At 60.8% G+C, this 22,733-nt stretch carries 22 protein-coding genes; 6 read left to right on the forward strand and 16 right to left on the reverse strand.

What is annotated here, in order from left to right:
- The first annotated feature begins 42 nt into the window (after nucleotides 1-42).
- The 3 genes from ACTIEN_RS04135 to ACTIEN_RS04145 are packed head-to-tail and all read left to right on the forward strand — an operon-like array spanning nucleotide 43 to nucleotide 3,694.
- Nucleotides 43-513 (forward strand): DUF2271 domain-containing protein, encoded by a 471-nt coding sequence (locus ACTIEN_RS04135; RefSeq protein WP_439521846.1) that lies wholly within the window; start codon nucleotides 43-45, stop codon nucleotides 511-513.
- A 12-nt stretch (nucleotides 514-525) separates the two neighbouring features.
- Nucleotides 526-2,733, forward strand: coding sequence for a PepSY domain-containing protein (locus ACTIEN_RS04140; protein ID WP_439521847.1), 2,208 nt, complete (start codon nucleotides 526-528; stop codon nucleotides 2,731-2,733).
- Nucleotides 2,714-3,694: an FAD:protein FMN transferase gene (locus tag ACTIEN_RS04145; protein WP_439521848.1), complete on the forward strand. Its 981-nt coding sequence runs from the start codon at nucleotides 2,714-2,716 to the stop codon at nucleotides 3,692-3,694. Before ACTIEN_RS04140 ends, ACTIEN_RS04145 begins: the two co-directional genes overlap by 20 nt.
- Nucleotides 3,695-3,699: 5 nt before the next feature.
- Here ACTIEN_RS04145 and ACTIEN_RS04150 read toward each other — a convergent pair whose 3' ends face one another.
- The 7 genes from ACTIEN_RS04150 to hutI form a co-directional block, all read right to left on the reverse strand.
- The gene (locus ACTIEN_RS04150) at nucleotides 3,700-5,250 is read right to left on the reverse strand and encodes a TRAP transporter large permease (RefSeq protein WP_439521849.1); all 1,551 of its coding nucleotides are present in this window, start codon (nucleotides 5,248-5,250) and stop codon (nucleotides 3,700-3,702) included.
- Nucleotides 5,247-5,744, reverse strand: a complete 498-nt coding sequence (locus ACTIEN_RS04155) for a TRAP transporter small permease subunit (RefSeq protein ID WP_439521993.1) — start codon at nucleotides 5,742-5,744, stop codon at nucleotides 5,247-5,249. The genes ACTIEN_RS04150 and ACTIEN_RS04155 overlap by 4 nt, the downstream gene beginning before the upstream one ends.
- 57 nt (nucleotides 5,745-5,801) lie before the next feature.
- A complete protein-coding gene (locus tag ACTIEN_RS04160) occupies nucleotides 5,802-6,890 on the reverse strand; it encodes a TRAP transporter substrate-binding protein (protein ID WP_439521850.1) in 1,089 nt (362 codons plus the stop codon).
- A gap of 76 nt (nucleotides 6,891-6,966) precedes the next feature.
- Complete coding sequence (hutU, locus tag ACTIEN_RS04165) at nucleotides 6,967-8,637, reverse strand: urocanate hydratase (RefSeq protein WP_439521851.1); 1,671 nt, start codon at nucleotides 8,635-8,637, stop codon at nucleotides 6,967-6,969.
- Entirely contained in the window at nucleotides 8,634-9,419 is a 786-nt protein-coding gene (gene hutG, locus ACTIEN_RS04170) for an N-formylglutamate deformylase (RefSeq protein ID WP_439521994.1), read from the reverse strand. Before hutG ends, hutU begins: the two co-directional genes overlap by 4 nt.
- A gap of 2 nt (nucleotides 9,420-9,421) precedes the next feature.
- Complete coding sequence (hutH, locus tag ACTIEN_RS04175) at nucleotides 9,422-10,948, reverse strand: histidine ammonia-lyase (RefSeq protein WP_439521852.1); 1,527 nt, start codon at nucleotides 10,946-10,948, stop codon at nucleotides 9,422-9,424.
- The gene (gene hutI / locus ACTIEN_RS04180) at nucleotides 10,945-12,147 is read right to left on the reverse strand and encodes an imidazolonepropionase (RefSeq protein ID WP_439521853.1); all 1,203 of its coding nucleotides are present in this window, start codon (nucleotides 12,145-12,147) and stop codon (nucleotides 10,945-10,947) included. The genes hutH and hutI overlap by 4 nt, the downstream gene beginning before the upstream one ends.
- A gap of 72 nt (nucleotides 12,148-12,219) precedes the next feature.
- On the opposite strand from hutI, the gene ACTIEN_RS04185 reads away from it, so the two are divergent.
- Together ACTIEN_RS04185 and ACTIEN_RS04190 are read left to right on the forward strand one after the other, a co-directional pair.
- Nucleotides 12,220-13,587 (forward strand): formimidoylglutamate deiminase, encoded by a 1,368-nt coding sequence (locus ACTIEN_RS04185; RefSeq protein ID WP_439521854.1) that lies wholly within the window; start codon nucleotides 12,220-12,222, stop codon nucleotides 13,585-13,587.
- On the forward strand, nucleotides 13,584-14,285 hold the full coding sequence (locus ACTIEN_RS04190; protein ID WP_439521855.1) for a GntR family transcriptional regulator: 702 nt from the start codon (nucleotides 13,584-13,586) through the stop codon (nucleotides 14,283-14,285). The genes ACTIEN_RS04185 and ACTIEN_RS04190 overlap by 4 nt, the downstream gene beginning before the upstream one ends.
- A 51-nt stretch (nucleotides 14,286-14,336) precedes the next feature.
- On the opposite strand, the gene ACTIEN_RS04195 is transcribed toward ACTIEN_RS04190, so the two are convergent.
- A complete protein-coding gene (locus tag ACTIEN_RS04195) occupies nucleotides 14,337-15,437 on the reverse strand; it encodes a mandelate racemase/muconate lactonizing enzyme family protein (RefSeq protein WP_439521856.1) in 1,101 nt (366 codons plus the stop codon).
- Between the two features lie 4 nt (nucleotides 15,438-15,441).
- Entirely contained in the window at nucleotides 15,442-17,058 is a 1,617-nt protein-coding gene (locus ACTIEN_RS04200; RefSeq protein ID WP_439521857.1) for a GMC family oxidoreductase, read from the reverse strand.
- 68 nt (nucleotides 17,059-17,126) lie between these two features.
- Here ACTIEN_RS04200 and ACTIEN_RS04205 point away from each other — a divergent pair, with 68 nt between their 5' ends.
- Nucleotides 17,127-17,261: a hypothetical protein gene (locus ACTIEN_RS04205; RefSeq protein ID WP_439521858.1), complete on the forward strand. Its 135-nt coding sequence runs from the start codon at nucleotides 17,127-17,129 to the stop codon at nucleotides 17,259-17,261.
- Between the two features lie 79 nt (nucleotides 17,262-17,340).
- On the opposite strand, the gene ACTIEN_RS04210 is transcribed toward ACTIEN_RS04205, so the two are convergent.
- The 7 genes from ACTIEN_RS04210 to ACTIEN_RS04240 all read right to left on the reverse strand — a co-directional run bounded on the left by ACTIEN_RS04210 (nucleotide 17,341) and on the right by ACTIEN_RS04240 (nucleotide 22,690).
- The gene (locus tag ACTIEN_RS04210) at nucleotides 17,341-17,742 is read right to left on the reverse strand and encodes a RidA family protein (protein WP_439521859.1); all 402 of its coding nucleotides are present in this window, start codon (nucleotides 17,740-17,742) and stop codon (nucleotides 17,341-17,343) included.
- Nucleotides 17,742-18,149, reverse strand: coding sequence for an acyl-CoA thioesterase (locus ACTIEN_RS04215; RefSeq protein WP_439521860.1), 408 nt, complete (start codon nucleotides 18,147-18,149; stop codon nucleotides 17,742-17,744). Before ACTIEN_RS04215 ends, ACTIEN_RS04210 begins: the two co-directional genes overlap by 1 nt.
- Before the next feature lie 3 nt (nucleotides 18,150-18,152).
- Nucleotides 18,153-18,842: an ABC transporter ATP-binding protein gene (locus ACTIEN_RS04220; protein ID WP_439521861.1), complete on the reverse strand. Its 690-nt coding sequence runs from the start codon at nucleotides 18,840-18,842 to the stop codon at nucleotides 18,153-18,155.
- A complete protein-coding gene (locus ACTIEN_RS04225; RefSeq protein ID WP_439521862.1) occupies nucleotides 18,839-19,594 on the reverse strand; it encodes an ABC transporter ATP-binding protein in 756 nt (251 codons plus the stop codon). The genes ACTIEN_RS04220 and ACTIEN_RS04225 overlap by 4 nt, the downstream gene beginning before the upstream one ends.
- Nucleotides 19,587-20,570: a branched-chain amino acid ABC transporter permease gene (locus ACTIEN_RS04230; protein WP_439521863.1), complete on the reverse strand. Its 984-nt coding sequence runs from the start codon at nucleotides 20,568-20,570 to the stop codon at nucleotides 19,587-19,589. The genes ACTIEN_RS04225 and ACTIEN_RS04230 overlap by 8 nt, the downstream gene beginning before the upstream one ends.
- A gap of 1 nt (nucleotide 20,571) precedes the next feature.
- The gene (locus ACTIEN_RS04235; RefSeq protein WP_439521864.1) at nucleotides 20,572-21,489 is read right to left on the reverse strand and encodes a branched-chain amino acid ABC transporter permease; all 918 of its coding nucleotides are present in this window, start codon (nucleotides 21,487-21,489) and stop codon (nucleotides 20,572-20,574) included.
- A 67-nt stretch (nucleotides 21,490-21,556) separates the two neighbouring features.
- Nucleotides 21,557-22,690 (reverse strand): ABC transporter substrate-binding protein, encoded by a 1,134-nt coding sequence (locus ACTIEN_RS04240; protein ID WP_439521865.1) that lies wholly within the window; start codon nucleotides 22,688-22,690, stop codon nucleotides 21,557-21,559.
- Nucleotides 22,691-22,733: the final 43 nt, after the last annotated feature.

A 22,733-nucleotide genomic window follows, 5' to 3' on the forward strand; every position in this document is an offset into this window, starting at 1 on the left:
TTCGCCCTCACGTTCCCATTTTCCCAAAAAGGCACATTCCTCATGAAATCGCTTCTTGCAACACTGGCGTTGACGACGGCGCTGACACTTCCCGGTCTCGCAATGGCGCGCCCGGTGACATTGACCACGACGATGAACAACTACGGCGGCGATGGCGCCTATCTTGCGCTTTATGTCACCGACACAACGGGGGCGTATGTGGGCAGCCTTTGGATGGCTGGCGGCAAGTCGAAATACTATGAACACCTGAGCGACTGGTATCGCGCAACAGCCGGTGACACCGCGCAAATCAACGGGATCACCGGGGCCAGTGTCGGGGCGGGTAAGACGCTTGAGATCACGCTTGACCTGGCCGATGCGCTTTTTGATGCGGGCTATACCCTTCACATCGACGCCGCCGTCGAGGACATGCGCGACAGCCCGAACGAAGTTGCGGTGCCGTTGACGGCAAAAGGGGCGGGCACCCCGGCGAAAGGCCGCCGTTACATCGCTGATTTTACCTACGACATGTAAGGAGGCCCGGCGATGATCCGCGCTCTTCACCGTTGGCCGGGTCTTCTGGCCGCAGTTCTTTTCGTTGTCCTGTCCCTCAGCGGGGCGGCGTTGTCGGTCTTTCCCGCGGCAGAGCGGCTGTCAGCGCCGCAAGCCGCAACCGGACTTAGTGTTGCGACACTCGCGACCCGTATCCAATCGGCCTATCCCGGCGTCGAACAGATCCGGCGGTCCCGGTCGGGGCAGATCACGGCCTATTGGTTCGTAGATGGCGCACCGGGGGCTGCGGTGATCGACCCCGCGACGGGTCGGGGCGTGGGATCTGGTGATCCCAACCCGATCAAGCGTTGGTTGACCAATCTTCACCGGTCGTTGTTTCTGGGCGATGGCGGGCGGATTGCGATGGCTCTGGGTGCAGCGACGATGCTGGTCCTTGCGGTGTCTGGCTCGGTCCTCGTCGCGCGTCGGGCAGGTGGCTGGCGGCGCTGGTTCGCGCCCTTGCGTGGCCCTCTGTCCGGTCGGCTGCATGTCGAGATCGCGCGCGTCGCAGTTCTGGGTCTGATCATGTCGTCGATGACTGCGCTTTGGATGTCGGCTTCAACTTTCGATCTGCTTCCCATTGCAGCATCCGCACCAGCCTTTCCAAGCTCGGTCAGCAACGAGACCGGAGTTGCGCTGGCCTCCATCGACCTGCTGGTGCAGACCCCGGTGGCAGAGTTGCGTGATTTGAACTTCCCCTATCCCGGAGACGCCACTGACGTCTTCACCCTGAAGACGGATCAGGGGACAGGATATCTGGATCAGGGGACAGGCGCGGCTTTGGGTTGGATCGACCTGACGCGCTCGGAGCGGGTGTCGGAAACCATCTACATGCTGCACACAGGCGAAGGCGCAGCTTTTCTCGGGGTGGTTCTGGGACTGATCGCACTGGGTGTGCCGGTGCTGGCTGCCACGGGTGTCCTTGTCTGGATGGCGGGACAGCGCAGCAAACCGCAGATCCCCGGCAATCAACCTGCTGCAAAAGCTGAAACGATCCTGCTCGTCGGGAGCGAGGGAAGCAGCACCTGGGGCTTTGCGGCGACCCTGCATCAGGCGCTGCGCGCGGCGGGACAGACCGTGCATGTCACGGCAATGTCGGGCTTTGATCCTACCCGCCACACCAGGGCGCAGCGGTTCCTGATCCTTGCCGCGACATATGGCGATGGCGATGCCCCGGCGTCAGCCAAAGGATTTCTTGATCGGATGAAAGCTCTGGGGACCGCGCCGTCTGTTCCGGTTGCGGTGCTCGGGTTTGGCGACCGAAGCTACCCCGAGTTTTGCGGTTTTGCGAAACAGATCGTGCTCGAGGCCGAAAGGCAGGGCTGGGACATGCTTTTGCCCTTTGACACAATCGACCGCCAGTCCCCGCAGGAATTCGCGCGTTGGGGACGTCTGTTGGGACAGGCGCTTGGGATCAACCTTGAACTGGTCCATCAGCCAGTTCTTCCCGCAACCGAAACGCTGACGCTGGTGTCACGTCGCGACTACGGGGCAGAGATGCAGGCACCCACCGCAATCCTGCGCTTTGCCGTGCCGCGGGTTTCACTTTGGCAAAGGCTCACCGGGCAGGGTTTCGCCCGCTTCGAGGCCGGTGACTTACTGGGCATCGTCCCAGAGGGCTCTTCGATCCCGCGTCTCTATTCGCTGGCCTCTGACCGGCGCGACGGGTTTGTCGAGATCGTTGTGAAGCGCCAGCCAAGCGGGCTGTGTTCCGCGCAACTGACGCAGCTTGTGCCGGGCGATACGGCCAAGGGGTATGTCCGTCGCAATCCCGGCTTCAAACCGGGGCGGGGTGGCGCGCCTCTGATCCTGATCGGGGCAGGGACGGGCATCGGCCCGCTGGCGGGGTTCATTCGTGCCAACACACGGCCCCGCCCCATTCACCTGTTCTTTGGCATGCGCCATCCCGAGACCGATTTTCTGTATGGGCAAGACCTATCAGACTGGCAGGGACAAGGTCGGCTGACACGACTGGACACGTCAGCCTCGCGCGCGGCCAACCCGACCTATGTGCAGGATGTCCTGCGCGCCGAACGTACCGAAGTGGCCCGCCTGATCCGCGACGGGGCGCGCGTGATGGTCTGTGGCGGGCGCGGCATGGCGGCCGGTGTCGCGGATGCGCTGGCCGATATTCTGAAACCGATGGGTCTGACGCCACACGCCTTGAGGGCAGAGGGGCGCTATGTCGAAGATATCTACTGATCCAACACGCCGCGCGCTGAATGGGCCGACCATGGGTACGCGCTGGACGGCCCTGTTTCATGTCGACCCGGCGATCGACACAGACCCGGTGCGGGCGGCCTTGCAGGCCGCTGTGGACGAGGTGGACGCGCAGATGTCCACATGGAAGCCCGACAGCGATCTGATGCGCCTGAATGCGGCACCTGTCGGTGTTTGGCAGACGGTTCCGATGCCGTTGCTAGAGGTGTTGGTGCTTGGGCGTGATATCGGGCTGGCGTCTGGCGGCGCGTTTGACATGGAACTGGGGGATGCTGTGGCCGCGTGGGGGTTTGGTTCTGATACCGCTGATCCTGTGCAGATCCGTGCGGCGATGGGGCGCCATCGCAATACGGCCGCCCTTGAGATTGATGTCGCGGGTGCGCGTGTCCGCAAGACCGCCGATGTCGCGCTTGATTTGAACGGGATCGCGAAGGGGTATGGCGTAGACCGTCTGGCCGACACACTTGTTGCTCTGGATCTGCCCGCGGGGCTGGTGGGGATCGACGGTGAAATGCGCGCGATGGGGCTGCGGCCAGATGCGGCCCCGTGGTCAGTCGCCGTTGAAGCGCCTGATCCCGCGCGCCGGTCGCCGCATTCCGTACTTGCCCTGCACAACGCAGCGGTTGCCACGTCAGGCGACTACCGCCATTGGATCGACGTGCAGGGCTGTCGTTTGTCCCACACGATGGACCCGGCGCGGCGCGCTCCGCTGGTTGCGCCTCCGGCATCGGTGACGGTGATTGCCCGGACATGTGCCGAAGCGGATGCCTGGGCCACGGCTCTGATGGTTCTGGGCGCAGAGGCAGGGGCGACATTGGCAAGGCAAATCGGGTTGGATGCGCTGTTTCTGCTGCGCGACCCCACTATGGGTTTTCGTAGCAAGGCCGTTGGCCGGTTGTTTTGCGACCAATGCCCAGAGGCTGCGGCGCAACATGCGCAATGAAGATTCTAGAAAAGCGCTGCGGGCAGCCAGGTAGCCAGGAAGGGCAAGCCCCACACCAGAAGGATGCCAATCGCCTGCAGACCGATGAACGGCACAACCCCGCGATAGATATGCCCGGTTGTGATTTCCTTTGGTGCGGCGGCGCGCAGGTAGAACAGGGAAAATCCGAACGGCGGGGTCAGAAAGCTGGTTTGCAGATTGATCGCCAGAAGGATCCCCAACCAGATCGGATCATGTCCCATCAGGATGAGCGACGGTGTCACAAGCGGCAAGACGATCACGGAAATCTCGACGAAGTCCAGAAAGAAGCCAAGCACAAACACGAAGAGCATCACAAACAGCAAAGCCCCGTTCGGACCGCCCGGCAGGTTTTCCAGCAGATGCGCCACCCGCTCTTCGCCACCAAGGCCGATGAAAACCAGCGAGAAGAAACCTGCCGCAAGGATGGTGGCAAAGATCATTGCCGTCATGGTCAGCGTGGACTCAAGTGCGTCATGGATGATCTTCTCGCGAATGGCGGCGCGCAGCGCGAGGAGGACTGCACCAATCCCGACAATGGCCAGAAGGGCATAGAAGCCACCAATGGCCCATTGCAGCGCGCCGTTGTCGCTGCGTTGCAGTCGAACCGGATACATCCCTGCCAGAAGCCCCAGAACGACAAGAGCCGCCGCTCCGATCAGGATCAGCCTTGGGGTGATGCCGATCTTGCGCCCGGCCATCAGCAGCGCGCCGATTGCGCCGACAGAGGCGGCTTCGGTCGGGGTCGCCACACCTCCGAGAATTGCGCCAAGGACGGCGAAGATCAACAGGACCGGAGGGATGATCGCGGCCATGACTTCGTGCCGATCCGGTCGCGACAGTCCGATTTCCGCAGGTGGCATGTCGCGCGGGCGCAGCGCTCCGCGGATCAGGATATAAAGAAGGTACAGTGTCACCAGAAGCAAACCGGGGATCATCGCTGCCGCAAAGAACTGGCCAACCGACAAGGCTTCGACCGAGAACTTGCCCTGTTCGTATTGCGCCTGCTGGTAGGCGTTCGACATCACGTCGGCCAGGATGATCAACAGGGTGGACGGTGGAATGATCTGCCCCAGCGTCCCTGCCGTGCAGACGATCCCGGCGGACAGGGCCGGGTTGTAGCCCGCCCGCAGCATCGTCGGGAGCGCAATCATCCCCATGGCGACAACCGTCGCCCCGACAATTCCCGTAGAAGCCGCCAAAAGCGCGCCGACAAGCACAACCGAGATCCCAAGCCCGCCGCGCAACTGTCCAAAGCTGCGCCCCATCGTGTCGAGCAGTTCCTCTGCGATCCTGCTTTTTTCCAGTATAGCGCCCATCAGTACAAAAACCGGGATCGCGATCAGAACCTGATTGCCAATCAACCCGTAAGCCCGCTGGCCCAGAGCGCCTAGCAGCGAGACATCCATGATCCCGAGCATCCAGCCCAGATAGGCGAATGCCACGGCGACACCGGCAATGCTGAAGGACACGGGAAAGCCGGACAGGACCGCCGCCATGAGGGCTGCGAACATGATCAAATCAAGGTATTCTGTCACGTTCTGGCCTCTTCATGGAACATCCGCACGAGGATCGACAGGGATTGCAGCAGGATCAGGACACAAAATGCCGGGATCAGGGATTTGAGCAGAAAGACAGCCTCTATCCCTCCAACGGATATGGGGCCTTCGAGGATCTTCCAGGAATTGCGTACCGACGGCCACGACCAGTAGAGCAACGCCGTCATCGAGGGGATCAGAAGGAACAGGTGACCAAAGAGGTCGATCCGACGCTGCGTCAGGTCGCTGACCTTGGCGTAAACCACATCGACCCGGACGTGCTTGTCGACCAGCAGCGTGAAACCAGCCCCAAGCATGAACAGCGTCGCATGCATGTAAAGCACACTTTCCTGCGCCGCGATGGAATTGAAACCAAAGACATACCGCCCGATGACGATACAGAACTGCACCAGCACCATGATCAGCGCAAGCCATTTGACCACATTGGCAACAGCGCGATTCATCTGATCAATTGCGTCAGCCAGAACAAGCATCATCGGCCCCAGTCATGGTGAGTGAGGCGCGCGACACCGGGCCGCGCACCGTTTTCTTCAATAGCCGAACACACCGGCGCGGGCGTTCATCTGGCCGTTGTCAGCATAGGTCATGTAACCGCCGACCAGATCGCGATAGGCGATGAAGCTTTCGGTGATGCGAACCACAAGCTCGTCTTCATCGGCCAGGTATTCCTGCATGACTTCCTCGGCCGCGACGCCCATGGCGGTGATCACATCGTCGGGCAATTTGCGCACCTGCACGTTATGCTCGGAAACCAGGGTTTGCAGTGATTGGGCGTGCTTGGTCATGTATTCCGTCCAGACCGGGTTATAGAGACCCTGGCAGGCCTGCGTCACAACTTCCTTGAGGTCATCCGGCAGGTCGGCAAAGACATCGGCATTGACGCCGCATTCTTCGGCGGAAGACGGTTCGCCGACGCCTGGCCAGTAGTAGTAAGGCGCGACCTGATAGTACCCAAGTGCGGAATCCGTCCATGGGCCGATGAATTCGCCCGCGTCCAATGCGCCGGTCTGCAAGGCCTGGAACATCGCGGGGCCGCTCATGGCTTCTGCGGCCATGCCCAGCTTGGCCGCCATTTGCGACGCGATGCCCGTGGTGCGGAACTTGAGGCCTTTGAGGTCTTCGACCGAGGTGATCTCGTTCTTGAACCAGCCTGCCCATTGCGGACCGGAGTTGCCACACAGGAACGGCTTGATCCCGAACCGCGCGTACATTTCGTCATAAAGCGCCTGACCGCCGCCATGGTACATCCAGCCGAACTGTTCATCCGCGCGCAGGCCAAAGGGTTGCGAGCCGAAAAGCAGGATGCCCTTGGACTTTGATCCCCAATAGGCCGGAACCGCGTGATAAAGCTCTGCCGTGCCTTCGGAAACGGCATCGAACACACCATTGCCGGGCACGATTTCGCCAGCGGCATAAAGCGTGACATTGATCCGGCCACCCGACAAAGTGGTGATCCGGTCGGCCAGCGTCTGCGCAGCGACACCCGGTCCGGGCAGGTTCTTGGGCCATGCCGAAACAAGTTTCCATTCGCGCACATCCTGCGCGATGGCAGGGGCGGCAAGGGTTGTCGCTGCTGCCGCGCCAAGAGCGCCTGTTGAAAGGAATTTCCGTCGGTCCATTGTGTAGTCTCCTAGTTGGTTTGTGAGTGTTGCAGGGTTGAGGATCGACCGTCTGATGCGGCCTTCAGGTCGGGGATCAGCCGAGAATGCGTGGCAGGCGCAGACCGTGTTCGCGGGCGCAGGCAACGGCGTCTTCGTAGCCCGCGTCGGCGTGCCGCCAGACGCCGCTTGCGGGGTCATTCCAAAGCACGCGCTCAAGCCGTTTGGCGGCCTCTGGTGTGCCATCCGCACAGATGACGACGCCGGAATGCTGGCTGAAGCCCATGCCAACGCCGCCCCCGTGGTGGATGCTCACCCATGTTGCGCCCGACGCGGTGTTGACCAGAGCATTCAGAAGCGGCCAATCCGAAACCGCGTCCGATCCGTCCTTCATCGCCTCGGTTTCGCGGTTCGGCGATGCGACGGAACCGGAATCCAGATGATCGCGCCCAATGACGACCGGGGCTTTCAATTCGCCGCTGGCGACCATTTCGTTGAAGGCAAGGCCCGCCCGGTGCCGGTCTCCCAGTCCGATCCAGCAAATCCGCGCCGGCAGGCCCTGAAAGGAAATCCGCTCGCGCGCCATGTCGAGCCAGTTGTGCAGGTGGACATTGTCGGGGAACAGTTCTTTCATCTTGGCGTCGGTCTTGTAGATATCCTCCGGATCACCCGACAGGGCCGCCCACCGGAAGGGGCCAACCCCGCGACAGAACAAGGGGCGGATATAGGCGGGCACAAAACCGGGGAAGGCGAAGGCGTTTTCAAGCCCTTCTTCCAGCGCGACCTGACGGATGTTGTTGCCGTAATCCAGCGTTGGCACGCCAGCGTTCCAGAAATCCACCATTGCAGCGACATGGGTTTTCATCGACGCGCGGGCGGCTTTTTCAACCGCTTTCGGGTCGCTTTCGCGCTTGGCTTTCCATTCGCCCATGGTCCAGCCCTGCGGCAGGTAACCGTTGATCGGATCATGCGCGCTGGTCTGGTCCGTCACCATGTCCGGACGGACACCGCGCCGGTAAAGTTCGGGAAACACATCAGCGGCGTTGCCCAAGAGACCAACCGACTTGGCCTCACCCGCCTTTGTCCAGCGCTCGATCATCGCAAGCGCTTCGTCCAGCGTATCGGCGCGTTCGTCGACATACCGGGTGCGCAGCCGGAAATCTATGCTGTCGGGATTACACTCGACGGCCAGACAACAGGCCCCGGCCATCACCGCTGCCAAAGGTTGGGCACCGCCCATGCCGCCAAGCCCGCCGGTCAGGATCCACTTGCCGGTCAGGTCACCGCCGTAGTGCTGTCGACCGGCCTCTACAAAGGTCTCGTAGGTGCCCTGCACGATGCCCTGGCTGCCGATGTAGATCCATGATCCTGCCGTCATCTGGCCGTACATCGCCAAGCCCTTTTTATCGAGCTCGTTGAAATGGTCCCAGGTTGCCCAATGTGGCACAAGGTTGGAGTTCGCGATCAGGACGCGCGGTGCATCCGGGTGGGTCTTGATGACCGCGATGGGCTTGCCTGATTGCACCACCAGCGTCTCGTCGGATTCGAGATCCTTGAGGCTGGCGACGATACAGTCAAAATCGGCCCATGTGCGCGCGGCGCGTCCGATGCCGCCATAGACAACGAGTTCGTGCGGGTTCTCGGCCACATCCGGGTGCAGGTTGTTCATCAGCATCCGCAAGGGCGCTTCGGTTTGCCAGCTTTTGGCGTTCAAGTCTGGTCCGGTGGGGGGGTAGATGTCGCGCGTGTTCTTGCGTGGGTCGGTCATTGAGGCCTCCAGTCGGACAGGGTTTCGAGAATGGTTTTTACAGGCGCGCGCAGTCGGGCCGCGCGGGCGTCGTCAAAGGTCCAGGGTGGGGTTTCGGACGCGAGATAGGTGGATTGCGCCAGTTCCATCTGGATCGCATGGAGGCCTTTGGCGGGCTGGCCGTAATGGCGCGTGGTCCAGCCTCCCTTGAAGCGACCGTTCAGGATGGCGGTGTAACCCTCTGAGGTCTGGCAGATGTTCAGCGTTGCTGCCGCCATCTCGGGGGCGCAAGTTGTACCCGAATTTGTGCCGATGTTGAAATCAGGCAAAGTGCCTTCGAACAGGTACGGAATATGTGACCGGATCGAGTGGCAGTCATACAAAACCGCAAAACCGTGCAGCGCCCTGACGCGGTCAAGTTCCGCCGCCAGCGCCGCGTGATAGGGCGCGTGATAAGTTTCGCGCCGCCGCTCTATTTCGGCCGCATCCGGCTCTTGACCTTCAAGATAGATCGGCAGCCCGTCGAAATCGGTCAGTGGACACAGTCCCGTGGTGTTCTGGCCCGGATACAGGCTTTCGCCGGACGGATCGCGATTGACGTCGATGACGTAGCGATGAATGGGCGTGCGCACGCTGGTCACGTTGTCAACCAGACCCGCGTATAGCCTGTCGATATGCCAGTCGGTGTCTGCAATGGCCCGGCCGGTGTCATTGAGGCGTGCCAGACAATCGGCAGGGATGTCCGTGCCGGTATGGGGCAGCCCCAGCACCAGGGGGCTGTTGCCGCGTGTCACTTCGATCAGGCTCATAGGGACATCTCCAGACCGGCTGCCGTCGCAAGGCTGTCATCGGTGACGCAAATTGCCGCCAGCTTGATGTCAGGGGCAAGGTAGCGATCCTGATGCAAACTCGGGACAACAGCACGCAGTCCTGCCATGGCCGATTGTAAGGGGCCAGACGTCACCAGCGGCGCGCGTTGCTCTATGCCTTGTGCGGCGCACATCGCCTCGATTCCCAGAATGACAGACAGGTTTGCCGTCATGCGCCCCAGTCGCCGCGCGCCATGGGCGGCCATGCTGACGTGGTCCTCCTGGTTGGCAGAGGTCGGCGTGCTGTCGGTCGAGCACGGGTTCGCGAGATGCTTGTTCTCGCTCATCAGCGCTGCCGTGGTGACTTCGGCGATCATCAGACCGGAATTCAGACCCGGTTCCGGCGTCAGGAAGGGCGGCAGATCAAACGACAGTGTCGGGTCCACCATCAGCGCCACGCGGCGTTGTGCGATGGCCCCGATCTCGGCAAGGGCAAGGGCAATCTGATCGGCGGCAAAAGCCACGGGTTCCGCGTGGAAGTTGCCACCCGAGAGGATTTCGCCTGTATCCGCAATCACCAACGGGTTGTCGGTGACAGCATTTGCTTCGGTCTGAAGCGTTTGCCCGGCCATGCGCAACAAATCAACAGCAGCGCCTGTGACCTGGGGTTGGCAGCGGATGCAATAGGGGTCTTGTACGCGGGTATCGCCTTGGCGATGGCTTTCCCGGATGACGCTGCCGTCCAGCAGGCGGGACATGGCTGCCGCGACCTCGATCTGGCCCTGATGGCCGCGCAAGGTGTGGATCGCGGGGTTCAAGGGGGCGGTCGATCCCATGATCGCATCGGTGGACATGGCGGATGTAACAACCGCCGCCCGCGCCGCGCGCCATCCTTCAAACAGCCCTTTCAACGCACAGGCGGTCGAAAATTGCGTGCCGTTGATCAGCGCAAGACCTTCCTTGGGACCAAGCACAACAGGGGTCAGCCCCGCCTTTTGCAGCGCCGCGCCACCTGCCATGGTCTGCCCGTCAAACGTCGCTTCGCCCGCGCCGATCATCACCGCGGCCATATGCGCCAGCGGGGCCAGATCGCCGGAGGCACCGACCGATCCCTGCACCGGTATCACCGGAAGCACACCATGCGAGAGCATCGCCTCGATCAGCGCGCAGATGTCCCAACGCACACCCGACGCTCCGCGCCCAAGCGACAGCAGCTTCAGCGCCATCATCAGGCGGACGGTAGCAGGTTCCAGCGCATCACCCACACCACAACAATGCGACAGGATGAGGTTGCGCTGAAGGGTTTCGGTGTCTTCGGGGGCAATGCGGACCGACGCGAGTTTACCAAAGCCCGTGTTGATCCCGTAGACAGGTGTATCGCCCTGTGCTGCCTTGGCGACAACGCGGGCCGATGCCTCGACCGCAGGGCGGGCCGCAGGATCGAGGTGTACCGCGCCTTCCGTGCGCCAGACAGTTTCCAGCTCGGCCAGTGTTGCGGTGCCGGGGTGCAGTATCTGGGTCAAATGACACCTCCAAAAATGCGGGTATGCAACGGGTTGATGCCGATGCCGTAGGACAGTTCTGCCGGATCACTGACAGTCCAAACGGCAAGATCGGCGCGCATGCCGGGAGCGATGACGCCGCAATCGGTCAGCCCAAGCGCGCGGGCCGCATTGCGTGTGGTGCCTGCCAAGGCCTCGGCCGGGGTCATGCGAAACAGCGTGCAGGTCATGTTCATCGCCAGCAGGATCGACCCCAATGGTGACGAACCTGGGTTCCAGTCGGTGCCGACAGCCATCGAAACGCCGTGATCGCGGAAGGCCTGAACGGGCGGTGCCTGTGTTTCGTGGATGGTGTAGAACGCGCCGGGCAAAAGGACCGCGACCGTGCCCGCAGCGGCCATTGCTTCAGCATCCGCCGCAGTGGCGTATTCCACATGATCCGCGGACAGGGCACCGTATTCGGCTGCCAAAGCTGTCCCGCCGATGTGGCTGAGTTGCTCTGCATGAAGCTTGACCGGCAACCCGAGCGTGCGGGCCGCGTCGAACACGCGGGCGATCTGGTGCGTGTCAAAGGCGATGCCTTCGCAAAAGCCATCCACCGCATCGACAAGCCCTTCGGCATGGGCGGCCTCCAGCGTCGGCAGGCAGATCGTGTCGATATAGGTGTCGGCATCCAGACCGCTTGGAACCGCATGCGCACCCAGAAAACTTGTCACCACGCGGATTGGGCGTTCCTGCCCCAAAGCCCGCGCCACGCGCAGCATCTTGAGTTCGGTGTCGCGGTCCAGACCATAGCCGGATTTGACTTCGACCACGCCCACGCCTTGCGAAATCAGTGCGTCCACGCGGGGCAAGGCGGTTTGCAGGAGCTCTGCTTCGGTTGCATCACGGGTTGCGGCGACGGTCGAGACGATACCACCTCCAGCCCGCGCCACCTCTTCATAACTCGCGCCATTCAACCGCATCTCGAATTCGCGGGCGCGATTGCCGCCATGCACAATATGCGTGTGGCAATCAATCAGGGCAGGCGTGACAAGCCGCCCATCGAAGGTCTGGTGTTCAAGTCCGGCATAATCGGATGGCAGATCGGTCTGGTGGCCGACCCATGTGATCATTCCGTCTGCCACCACGATAGCCGCGTTGTTCACCAGTCCATAGCTGCTGGCGTCGTCAACCATCGTGGCGGCCGTCAGGCCGGTCATGACTTGGGGGGGTGGCATCAAGACTCCTTGCGTTAAAACTTACATAAAACTAATATGTAGTTACTTAATAATGTCAACGGAGTTATTCCCTTGCAGATAATTCATGCGAAACAGGCTCTTACAGTAAGCGGTTGGCAGAGCGACCTTGAGATCGCAATTGATGCGAACGGTCGAATCGCCGCAGTTGGTCCGCAGGGCCAGACGCCGACACACCGCGCCGCATTGCTGCTTCCCGCGCCGTTGAACCTGCACAGTCATGCCTTTCAGCGCGCCATGTCGGGCCTGACCGAAGCGCGCGGTCCAGACCCAAGGGACAGTTTCTGGAGCTGGCGACGGTTGATGTACACATTCCTTGATCAGCTGACCCCCGATCATGTGGAGGCCATTGCTGCGCTGGTCTTCATGGAAATGCTCGAAGCGGGTTATGGCGCGGTCGCTGAATTTCACTATCTGCACCACGCCGTGGGGGGGGTGCCCTATGACAACCTTGCCGAGATGTCGGAACGGATTGTGGCGGCGGCCGTGCAATCTGGAATTGGCCTCACGCATTTGCCTGTTCACTACCAATTCGGTGGCTGCGATCTGCGCCCTTTGAACGGAGGCCAACAGCGGTTTGGCAATGACCCCGACCGGTTCCTGCGCCTGCACGCCGATGCCGTTGCGGCGGTTGCGGCGGGCCCGAGTGACTTTGCCTCTGGGATGGCGCCGCATTCCCTGCGGGCGGTTGATCCCGCCGGCATGTCCGCCATTCTTGGGCAGGCGCGGTCTGGACCCATTCATATGCACCTCGCGGAACAGGTGGCAGAGGTGGAAGAAGTTCTTGCCCAACTTGGTGCGCGCCCGACGGAGTGGTTGCTGGCAAATCACCCGGTTGATGAGCGTTGGTGCCTGATCCATTGCACGCAGATGACCAATAGCGAAACGGGTGCCCTTGCCGCGACGGGGGCGGTGGCCGGGTTGTGTCCACTGACAGAGTCCAATCTTGGTGACGGAATCTTCAACGGAACGGCCTACCTGGGGGAGGGGGGCACGATTGGCTTTGGCTCTGACTCCAATGTCCACATCTCGCTGTTCGAGGAACTCAAGACGCTGGAATATTCGCAACGCCTGCGCGACCTGTCCCGTGCCGCGCTGGCGACGCAGGATCGCTCTACCGGGCGCGTGTTGTTCGATGCAGCAGCCAAGGGAGGCGCGCAGGCGGGCGGGCGTCAGAGTGGCATGATCGAAACCGGTGTATGGGCTGACCTGATTGGCCTGGACAACGACAATCAATGGCTTTGCAACCGGAAGGGCGATGCGGTGCTGGACAGTCTCATTTTCGGCGGGGGTGGGCAGTTGTGCATTCGCGATGTCTGGAGCGCAGGGCGGCATGTCGTCAAAGAGGGTCGCCATTTCAAGCGCGATGACATAATTCGCAGCTTCAAAAATACGATGCTGCAATTGGAGACCAGTATTTGACCGGGCATACTCGCCTTTCCTGGACAGATGTGCGCGATACCATTCGCGCGCGGATTCTGGACAGAACCTACGCCCCCGGAGACAAGCTGCCTCGGGACGAAGACATCGCGCTGGAATTGGGGTGCGCGCGCATTACCGTACATCGGGCGATGCAGGATCTGTCGCAGATCGGTCTGGTCGAACGCAAACGCAAAGGCGGCACGCATGTGCGGACGGATCCGGTCACGCGTGCAACCTTTGACATTCCAATCACGCGACGCGAGGTCGAACAGCGCGGCAGCAAGTACGGTTACCAGCTTATCAGCCGCACGCTGGAAAGGTCCACACCGTCGGTGATGGCGCGGTTCGGCATCCAGCAACCTGCCGAGATGCTGCACGTCAAGGCGCTGCATCTGGCCGACAACCGGCCCTACATCTTCGAAGATCGTTGGGTGGATACCAGATCGACTCCCGATATTCTGGGCGTCGATCTGAACTGTGAGAGTGCCAATGAATGGCTGGTGCGCAACAAACCCTATAGCCGCGTCGACGTGCGCTTTTACGCCATGAACGCAGAGGGCGAGAGTGCCGACCATCTGTCCACCAATGAAGGCAATGCGCTTCTTGTGATCGAACGCACGACGTGGATCGGGCCGGATCCGATCACGACGGTTCAGTCCGTCGCCGCTCCGGGATATCAGCTGACAGCACTGAACTGATCCGGGACGCTCGGTGGCCGGGCATTGGTGTCCATGCCGGTTGCGGGCAAGTCAGACTTCGCTGATCTGGTAGATTGACCGTGCCAGCCAGTCGGGATCAATCTCAACACCCCATCCCGGCGCGTCGCTCACCCGCGCATGGCCATCTTCGATGTCGTAGGGCGATTTGACGAACAGTCCTTCTTGCCACGGGTAGTAGTCCGGGCCTTCGATCGAGAATTCGAGGTATTTGCCCGCGTTCGGAATCGCGCGCAGCAGGTGCATGGTAAACAACGTCACCAGTGACCAGTTGGCGCAATGCGGGGTCACGGGCAGACCGGCGGCCTGTGCCATCTTGACCACGCGCAGCGTCCGACAAATCCCACCCAAATATAGGATGTCCGGCTGGACGATATCGACCGCCCGCATGTCGATCATCCGTTTCCAGGTCGGCAAGTCGCAATCCTGTTCGCCGCCGGTCACGTCGATATCAAGCGCGTCCGTCACCTGTTTGGTTTGCTCCAGTTCCCAGTAGGGGCAGGGTTCCTCAAAGTGCGAAAAACCATGATCCTGAAGGATGTGACCAACCTCGATCGCCCGGTCGGGCGAATAACAGCTGTTGGCATCAATGAGCAGGTCCACATCGTCGCCGAGTTCGCGGCGCATGGTCGGGATGATTTCTTCGGTGCGGCCGGGCCATTCGTCCTTGTTGCGTCCCACCTCGGCCCCGGCGCGCACCTTGAACGCGTCAAAGCCCTTGGAGTCGCGAAGATGTTTCAGGCGGGACGCTTCGTCAGCAGGTGTGATGTCGCGCTTCATCGACGAGGCATATGCCCGGATCGGTCCGGGCGTTCCGCCAAGAAGTTCGACCACCGGTTTGCCCTGCTGCTTGCCGCGCAGATCCCAGATCGCGGTATCCAGACCCGCCATCGCACGCCGGAGATAAGAGCCGGGAAACTTGTGCTCGCGTTCGGTCACGATATCCAGCAAGTCGTCCAGATCGGTCGTATCCTGACCCAGTGTCCAGGGTGCGACCTGCCGGTGCAGCACCTGACAGGTGATGTCCGAATGATAGGTCGAGACCTGTCCCCACCCCTGTGCGCCGTCCTCGCTGGTGACGCGGACAAATCCGACCGCTTCGGTGGTGAAGGTCTCAATTGATTTCAGTTTCATGACTTTAGCCCTTGGCCTCTTTGAGGATAAGATCGGACGCTTTTTCCCCGACCATGATTGCAGGTGCGTTGGTGTTGCCGGTTGGAATACTGGGAAAGATCGACGCGTCCGCCACGCGAAGCCCCTGCACCCCGTGAACCCTGAGCCGTTCATCAACAACCGAATGGGTCGGATCGCGGCCCATACGGCAGGTCGAACATTGGTGAAAGACCGTCCAAGAGGTCTTGCGGGCATAGGCGGCAATTTCATCATCGCTCTGGATGTCTGAACCGGGCAGCAGTTCGTTTTCGATGACCGAGCGCAGGGCCTCTGTATCCGCAATCCGGCGCATCAGTTTTGTTCCGGCGACCATCAAGGCGCGGTCATGGTCGGTTGAAAGGTAATTGGGGTGCAATTCCGGTGGTTCGAAAGGGTCGGCTGAGCGGATCTGCAAATGACCGACGCTGGTGGGCTTGCACGGGTTGAACCCGATCAAGAGGCCGGGAAACGGATCGGGGCTCATCAACGGGCGCACGCCGACGGGCGCGCGGGTATAGCTGACCGGTGAAAAATACAGCTGCAGGTCCGGCCCGGAAGAAGCATCGGACAGCGTCACAAATCCTCCCCCCTGATTGAGGCTGAGGGACAATGGCCCCTTGCGTTTGAGAGCGTATGACAACGCAACCTTCAATTTTCCCAAGACCGGGCCAAGCTGCTGATTGAGGCTGGGGACGCGTGAAACATAAAGGTTATCGCTGCCAAGATGGTCCTGCAGATTGCGCCCCACCTGCGGCGCGTTCAAAACAACCGGAATGCCGTGATCCTGCAAGACATGACCTGGCCCGATCCCGGACAGTTGTAGCAGTTGCGGTGAATTGATCGCCCCGCCGGACAAAATCACCTCGACGCGGGCATGTGCGGTCTTGGTCTGACCGTTCTGGCGGTATTCAACGCCTGTGGCGCGCGTGCCGTCGAACAGGATACGCGTGACATGCGCCCGTGTGCGGATGTCCAGATTGGGGCGCTTTTTGGCAGGTTTGAGGTAACAGCGTGCCGCCGACGCGCGATAGCCCCCTTTGGTGGTGATCTGGTAAAGGGCTGCCCCCTCCATGTCCGCGCCGTTGTAATCGGGATTGTGCGGGATTCCTGCCTGTTCGGCGGCCTTGAGGTAGACGCGCGTAAGAGGGTGCACCTCATCGGTCACATCATGCACGGCCAAAGGCCCACCAACGCCACGGTCGGCGCTGGGCGCTCCGTCCCAGTCCTCCATGCGGCGAAAGATCGGTTCGACATCGCTCCAGCCCCAGCCGGGTGCCGCGTCGTTCCATTGCGCATAGTCACTGGGATGGCCCCGGACATACACCATCGCATTGATGGAACTGGACCCGCCAAGCACTTTGCCGCGCGGCCAGTAGATCGGCCGATTGTCAAGGTTTGGATCGGGTTCGGTAATGTATTTCCAGTTGACGCGCGCGTCGTAGAACACTTTGCCATAGCCTATCGGAACTTGAATCCAGGGCACCTGATCGGATCCACCCGCCTCGAGCAGCAGAACCCGGAACCTGCCGTCCTGCGACAGTCGGTTCGCCAGCACCGATCCGGCCGAACCAGCCCCGACAATGACGAAATCGAATGTGTCCAAGCTATTTCTCCGACGGGTCACGCCCGACCATCTGCGTCAATACCATCATCAACGAGGCGAGAAGGGGCATGATCGTCGACCTTGCCGTGATCGTGGGATTGATCCGATCGGGCAAGTCGTTGACCATGTTGATCTTGTCACGGTGTATTCCGGTCTCTGGCACCATTAATGCGGCCTTTTGTTCGAATGCCAAGGGGCTTTGAGAAGGTTTGAACCGTGACCTTCGTCGCCACCAACAGTGTTCTGACGGGATTCGTCCGACGCCATGGCACCTTCAATGATCTAGTCGGTCGCCAGTACCGCTGTGGCTTCGATCTCGATCAGGGCTGCATCCTCGACCAACGCGTCCACCACAACCATGGTCATCGCAGGAAAATTCCGGCCCAGCACACGGCGGTAGGCCTCTCCGATCTGGCGCTGGTTGGCGAGATAGTCTTTCTTTGACGTCACATACCACGTCAGCCTGACCAGATCCTCCGGAGCGCCACCCGCCGCGTCCAGAATCCGCGCGATGTTGCGCAAGGCCTGTTCCATCTGCCCCTCGAACGTGTCCGAAACGAAATGCTGGTTCTCGTCCCATCCGATTTGTCCACCGATATAGAGCGTGCCGTCCTGTGTCAGAACGCCGTTTGCATAGCCCTTTGCCGGAGCCCAGCCATCGGGCTGAATGATCCTGTGGCGCATCAGTTGTCTTCCTTCAGAAAGTGTTCAATTTTGTTCCGCAGCGCGACTGGCCAGTGTTCCGCGCGCCCGTCTGCCCCCACATGCACCAGCACCGACTGCGCGACAAAACGTGTCTCGCCGCCGCAAAGGGCGGTGATTGTCAGTTTCAGGCTGGACCGCCCGATCTCGCGGCACTCGAGCCGCAGTTCAAGCCGGTCGCCGTGGCGGCTTGGCGCGGTGAACCGGGTCGAAATCTCGGCCGTTGGTACGCCTCCACTGCGATGAAGCGTTTCGAACGGGTGATCCAGTTCGGTGTCAAAAAACGCCTCGACACAGTCGTTGATCATCTCGAAATAGCGCGGATAGAAAACGATGCCGGCGGGGTCGCAATGCTTGAACAGGACCTTCTGATGAAAGGAAAACGGCACTGCTCAAACCCCAAGATACTGATCGGTCACGTCTGCGGTGAGTTCGCCAAAACCACCTGCCCAGACAGAGCGGCCCTTTTCAAGGATCACGGCTTTGTCCGCCACCGTGGCCAGTTCCCTCAAGGACTTGTCGACAACAAGGATGGCCAACCCGGTTTCCGCTTTCAGCCGCCCGATCGCCGCCCAAATCTCTTGTCGAACCACGGGGGCGAGCCCCTCTGTCGCCTCGTCAAGGATCAAGAGCCGTGGGTTTGTCATCAAGGCACGGCCAATGGCCAGCATCTGTTGCTCGCCGCCGGAAAGCGAAGACGCCACCTGTTCGCTGCGTTCTCCCAAGCGCGGAAATACGCGGTGGACCGCATCCAGATCCCAAGATCCCGGTCGGGCAGCGACGATCAGGTTTTCCTGCACCGTCAGGTTGGCGAAGCAGCGTCTGCCTTCAGGCACCAGTCCGATCCCGGCACGCGCCGCCATGAAGGCGGGCAGGGATCCCATGTCGCGCCCGTCAAAGGTGACTGTGCCGCCGCGATGTGCGAGCAGGCGGCAGATGACTTTGACGGTGGTCGATTTGCCCATGCCGTTTCGCCCCATCAGCGCAAGAACCTGACCTTCCTCAAGGTCGAGATGCACATCGAACAGCGCTTGCGAGGCCCCGTAGAAGGCCGAGATATGGGTGAGTTTCAACAGGCTCACGCCGCGTCCTCCTCGCCCAGATAGGCGGTCCTGACCAGAGGATCGGAGCGGATCTCGGACGCCGTTCCGGTTGCGATGATTTCGCCATAGACAAGCACGCTGATCCGGTCGGCCAATGCAAATACGGCGTCCATGTCATGTTCCACCAGAAGGATCGGTGCCTCCTTGCGCAGGGTGTCCAGAAAACCCGTAAGCCTGTGCGATCCTTCGGCCCCCAGACCAGCCATCGGTTCATCCATGAGAAACACCTTGGGCGCGCGCGTCAGGGCGACGGCAACCTCCAGTTGCCGCCTTTGACCATGTGACAGTTCTGCCGTGCGGAAGCTTGCAAACTCGTCTAGCCCGACCTGCTGCAAGGCGTGATGGCCAATGCCAAGCAGTTCGTCGTCCTTCATGACGTTCTTGAAAAAGCGAAACACGTTGCCGCGACGGCCAAGCGCCCCAAGAACAACATTCTGAAGCACCGTCATGTCCATCGCCAGTGAAGAGATCTGGAACGTCCGGGCCAACCCGGTTCTGGCGCGGGCCACCGTGTCAAGCGATGTGATGTCCCGCCCTTCGAACCAGACCGATCCCGAATCCGGGGCAAGGCTGCCGTCGATCTGTTTGATCAGGGTCGATTTCCCCGCGCCATTGGGGCCGATCAAGGCGTGAATTTCGCCGGCCTTGAGATCAAGCGACACGTTGTTGCTGGCCGTGAGCGCCCCGAAGTTCTTCGAGATATTGCGTATGTCGAGGAGTGTCTCAGTCATGCGCAACCTCGCGTCCGGCAACCAGCCCGATCAGGCCACCCTTGGCGAACAGCACGACGACCAAGAGTAGCGCCCCCAGATAGATGCTCCAGTAGTCGCTGATCCCCCCGAGGAAATGCTCCAGCATGATGAAAAGGGCGGCACCGACGACCGGGCCGAAAAGCCGGCCAACGCCACCCAGAATGATGAAGATCATGATTTCACCAGAGGTGTGCCAACTGAACATCGTCGGGCTGACAAATCGGTTGAGATCAGCGAATAACGCACCGGCGAGCCCAGTGATGGCGCCGGAAATGGCAAAGGCCACCAGCCGCAGGCGATAGGGTTCGATCCCGACCGATTGTACGCGTGTCGCGTTCTGACGCGCCGCAGAGAGTGCAAGGCCGAAGGATGACCTCGACAGCCGTGACACGCCGAAGATTGCGATACCAAGGATGACGTAGCAGATCAGAAAGAACTGGATCGGGTCCAGCGTATTGAGACCGGGAAACCCGTTGCGGACGTAGATGGACAGCCCGTCCTCACCGCCATACGCGGGCCAACTGATGGCGAAGAAATAGAACATCTGACCGAATGCCAGCGTGATCATGATGAAATAGACCCCCGAGGTCCGCAAACTCAACGCCCCGATCGCCAGTGCGGCAAACCCGCTTGTGATCATCGCGACAAGCCAGATGATCGGCATCGACTTTGTGCCCTCGATCAGAAACGGCCAATCGGAAAGCGGTGTGTAGGTTTGGGCATGGCTGGCCAGAACGCCCATCGCATAGCCGCCAACCCCGAAAAACACGGCATGACCAAAGCTGACCAGCCCGCCCAATCCCAGTGCCACGTTGAGCCCGACACCGGCCAGTGCCAGTATGGCGACGCGGGTCGCCAGTGTGATCGTGAACGGCTCGCTTGAGATCCAGGCCCAGAGCGGAACAGCCAACAGTCCAAGGAATATGACTGCATTCAGAAGGGTTTCACGCTGCATGTCAGGCATTTCCATAAAGTCCGCTTGGCTTGAACAGCAGCACCGCTGCCATCAAGATATAAATCGACATCGAAGCCAACGCCGATCCGACCGAAGTTGCAGCGGCGGGGTCCATGAACGTGCCAAAAAAAGACGGCAGGAGGAACCGGCCCAATGTGTCGGTCAGTCCGACCAGAATGGCACCGACCAGCGCGCCCTTGATCGAGCCGATCCCACCGATCACGATCACTACAAAAGCAAGGATCAGAACGGGTTCCCCCATGCCCACCTGTACCGACTGGATCGCCCCGATCAGCGCGCCAGCCAAACCCGCGAGCGCGGCACCCAGTGCAAAGACCAGCGTATAGAGCCGCGAGATATTGACCCCGAGCGCACCAATCATTTCACGGTCGCTTTCTCCGGCGCGGATCTGAATGCCGATGCGGGTCCAGGCAATCAGCGCGAAAAGACCGGCTGCGACCACAAGTCCAACAACGATCAGCATCAGTCTGTAAAGCGGATACTGAATGCCTCCGGGTAGCGTGACTGGCCCCGAAAGATAGTCCGGAATGTCCAGAAACAGCGGGAAAGACCCGAAGATCCAGCGCGTGCCTTCGGAGAAGATCAGGATGAGCGCGAAGGTCGCCAGAACCTGATCCAGATGATCGCGCGAATAAAGATGCCGGATTACCGTCCATTCGATGATCGCGCCGGCGATGGCGGCTGCGGCAAGGCTGGCAACAAGCGCAAGCAGGAACGACCCGGTCGCCGCCGCAACGGCTGCGGCGGCAAAAGCACCGATCATGTAAAGCGAACCATGTGCGAGATTGATCAGCCCCATCACTCCGAAGATCAGCGTCAAACCAGCGGCCATCAGGAACAGCATGATACCGAACTGAAGTCCGTTCAGAAGTTGCTCGATGATCAGTATGAGCGACATATGTCAGACTTTCCCGCGTCGGATCGTGCTTTGGAGGCCGGGCCGCAAGCGCGACCCGGCAAGGACATTACATCTTGCAATCAGCAGCGTAGGCGTCGGAATGGTTTTCGAGCGCGGTGCCGATGATCTTGTTGGTGTAGACGTCGCCTTCCTTGATCACTTCGCGGACATAGATGTTCTGGATCGGGTGATTGTTCGGACCGAACGAGAACGCGCCGCGGGTGCTGTCGAAATCCGCCGCTTTCAGGGCAGACCTGAACGCCTCTGCGTCAGAGACCTCTGCAGAGTCGAGGGCGCTGATCAACAGGTTTGCGGTATCGAACCCCTGCGACGCATAAAGCGACGGTAGGCGGCCATACTCGTCCTGGAAACTGCTGACGAATGCTGTGTTGGTCGGGTTGTCCAGATCCTTGTTCCACTGCGACGTGTTGATTACGCCAAGCGCCGCATCACCCACAGCCTGAAGAATCCCTTGGTCAAAGCTGAACGCCGGTCCGACCACAGGAAGACCGACACCCGAGTCGGCATATTGCTTCAGGAAGGAAATCCCCATTCCGCCCGGCAGAAAGAAAAAGACGGAATCCGCGCCAGATGCCCGGATCTGGGCAATCTCGGCGGCGTAGTCGGCCTGACCCAGCTTCGTATAAAGCTCACCCGCGAGATCGCCTTTGAAGTAGCGCTTGAAACCGGTCAGCGCATCCTGCCCGGCGGGATAATTCGGGGCCAGAATGAAGGTGTTCGTGAACTCTGCGTCCGTGGCGTAAGCGCCCGCCGCTTCGTGCAGGTTGTCGTTCTGCCAGGCCACGTTGAAATAGTTGGGATTACAGCCCGCGCCGGCAAGGGCGGACGGGCCGGCGTTCGGCGACAGGTAGAATTTGCCCTGCGCCACGGCGCTTGGCACCACGGCCATGGCAAGGTTGGACCAGATGATACCGGTCAGCACGTCGACATTTTCCGACTGGATCATCTTGTCCGCAAGCTGAACCGCGATATCGGGTTTTTGCTGATCATCCTCGATGACCACTTCGATGTCGTCACGGCCGGATTGCTTGATCGCAAGCATGAAGCCATCGCGCACGTCGATGCCTAGCCCGGCACCGCCGCCGGACAGCGTGGTGATCATGCCCACCTTCGTTTCGGCCTGTGCGCCGAAGGCCAGCGCGCCAAGCGCCGTGGCCAAAGCAAGTGTCTTCAGTTTCATATTTTTATCTCCCTGGTCTGTTGGATCGCTTCGCGTGTTGGGC

This window comes from Marivita sp. (assembly GCF_051859345.1).
GTDB lineage: Bacteria > Pseudomonadota > Alphaproteobacteria > Rhodobacterales > Rhodobacteraceae > Marivita.

What these genes read in the sequence shown, in the direction of transcription:
- ACTIEN_RS04135 (WP_439521846.1), top strand. Translation starts at nt 43, where the DNA reads ATGAAATCGCTTCTTGCAACACTGGCGTTGACGACGGCGCTGACACTT.
- ACTIEN_RS04140 (WP_439521847.1), top strand. Translation starts at nt 526, where the DNA reads ATGATCCGCGCTCTTCACCGTTGGCCGGGTCTTCTGGCCGCAGTTCTT.
- ACTIEN_RS04145 (WP_439521848.1), top strand. Translation starts at nt 2,714, where the DNA reads ATGTCGAAGATATCTACTGATCCAACACGCCGCGCGCTGAATGGGCCG.
- ACTIEN_RS04155 (WP_439521993.1), bottom strand. Translation starts at nt 5,744, where the DNA reads ATGCTTGTTCTGGCTGACGCAATTGATCAGATGAATCGCGCTGTTGCC.
- ACTIEN_RS04160 (WP_439521850.1), bottom strand. Translation starts at nt 6,890, where the DNA reads ATGGACCGACGGAAATTCCTTTCAACAGGCGCTCTTGGCGCGGCAGCA.
- hutU (WP_439521851.1), bottom strand. Translation starts at nt 8,637, where the DNA reads ATGACCGACCCACGCAAGAACACGCGCGACATCTACCCCCCCACCGGA.
- hutI (WP_439521853.1), bottom strand. Translation starts at nt 12,147, where the DNA reads ATGCCACCCCCCCAAGTCATGACCGGCCTGACGGCCGCCACGATGGTT.
- ACTIEN_RS04195 (WP_439521856.1), bottom strand. Translation starts at nt 15,437, where the DNA reads ATGAAACTGAAATCAATTGAGACCTTCACCACCGAAGCGGTCGGATTT.
- ACTIEN_RS04205 (WP_439521858.1), top strand. Translation starts at nt 17,127, where the DNA reads ATGATCGTCGACCTTGCCGTGATCGTGGGATTGATCCGATCGGGCAAG.
- ACTIEN_RS04210 (WP_439521859.1), bottom strand. Translation starts at nt 17,742, where the DNA reads ATGCGCCACAGGATCATTCAGCCCGATGGCTGGGCTCCGGCAAAGGGC.
- ACTIEN_RS04225 (WP_439521862.1), bottom strand. Translation starts at nt 19,594, where the DNA reads ATGACTGAGACACTCCTCGACATACGCAATATCTCGAAGAACTTCGGG.
- ACTIEN_RS04230 (WP_439521863.1), bottom strand. Translation starts at nt 20,570, where the DNA reads ATGCAGCGTGAAACCCTTCTGAATGCAGTCATATTCCTTGGACTGTTG.
- ACTIEN_RS04235 (WP_439521864.1), bottom strand. Translation starts at nt 21,489, where the DNA reads ATGTCGCTCATACTGATCATCGAGCAACTTCTGAACGGACTTCAGTTC.
- ACTIEN_RS04240 (WP_439521865.1), bottom strand. Translation starts at nt 22,690, where the DNA reads ATGAAACTGAAGACACTTGCTTTGGCCACGGCGCTTGGCGCGCTGGCC.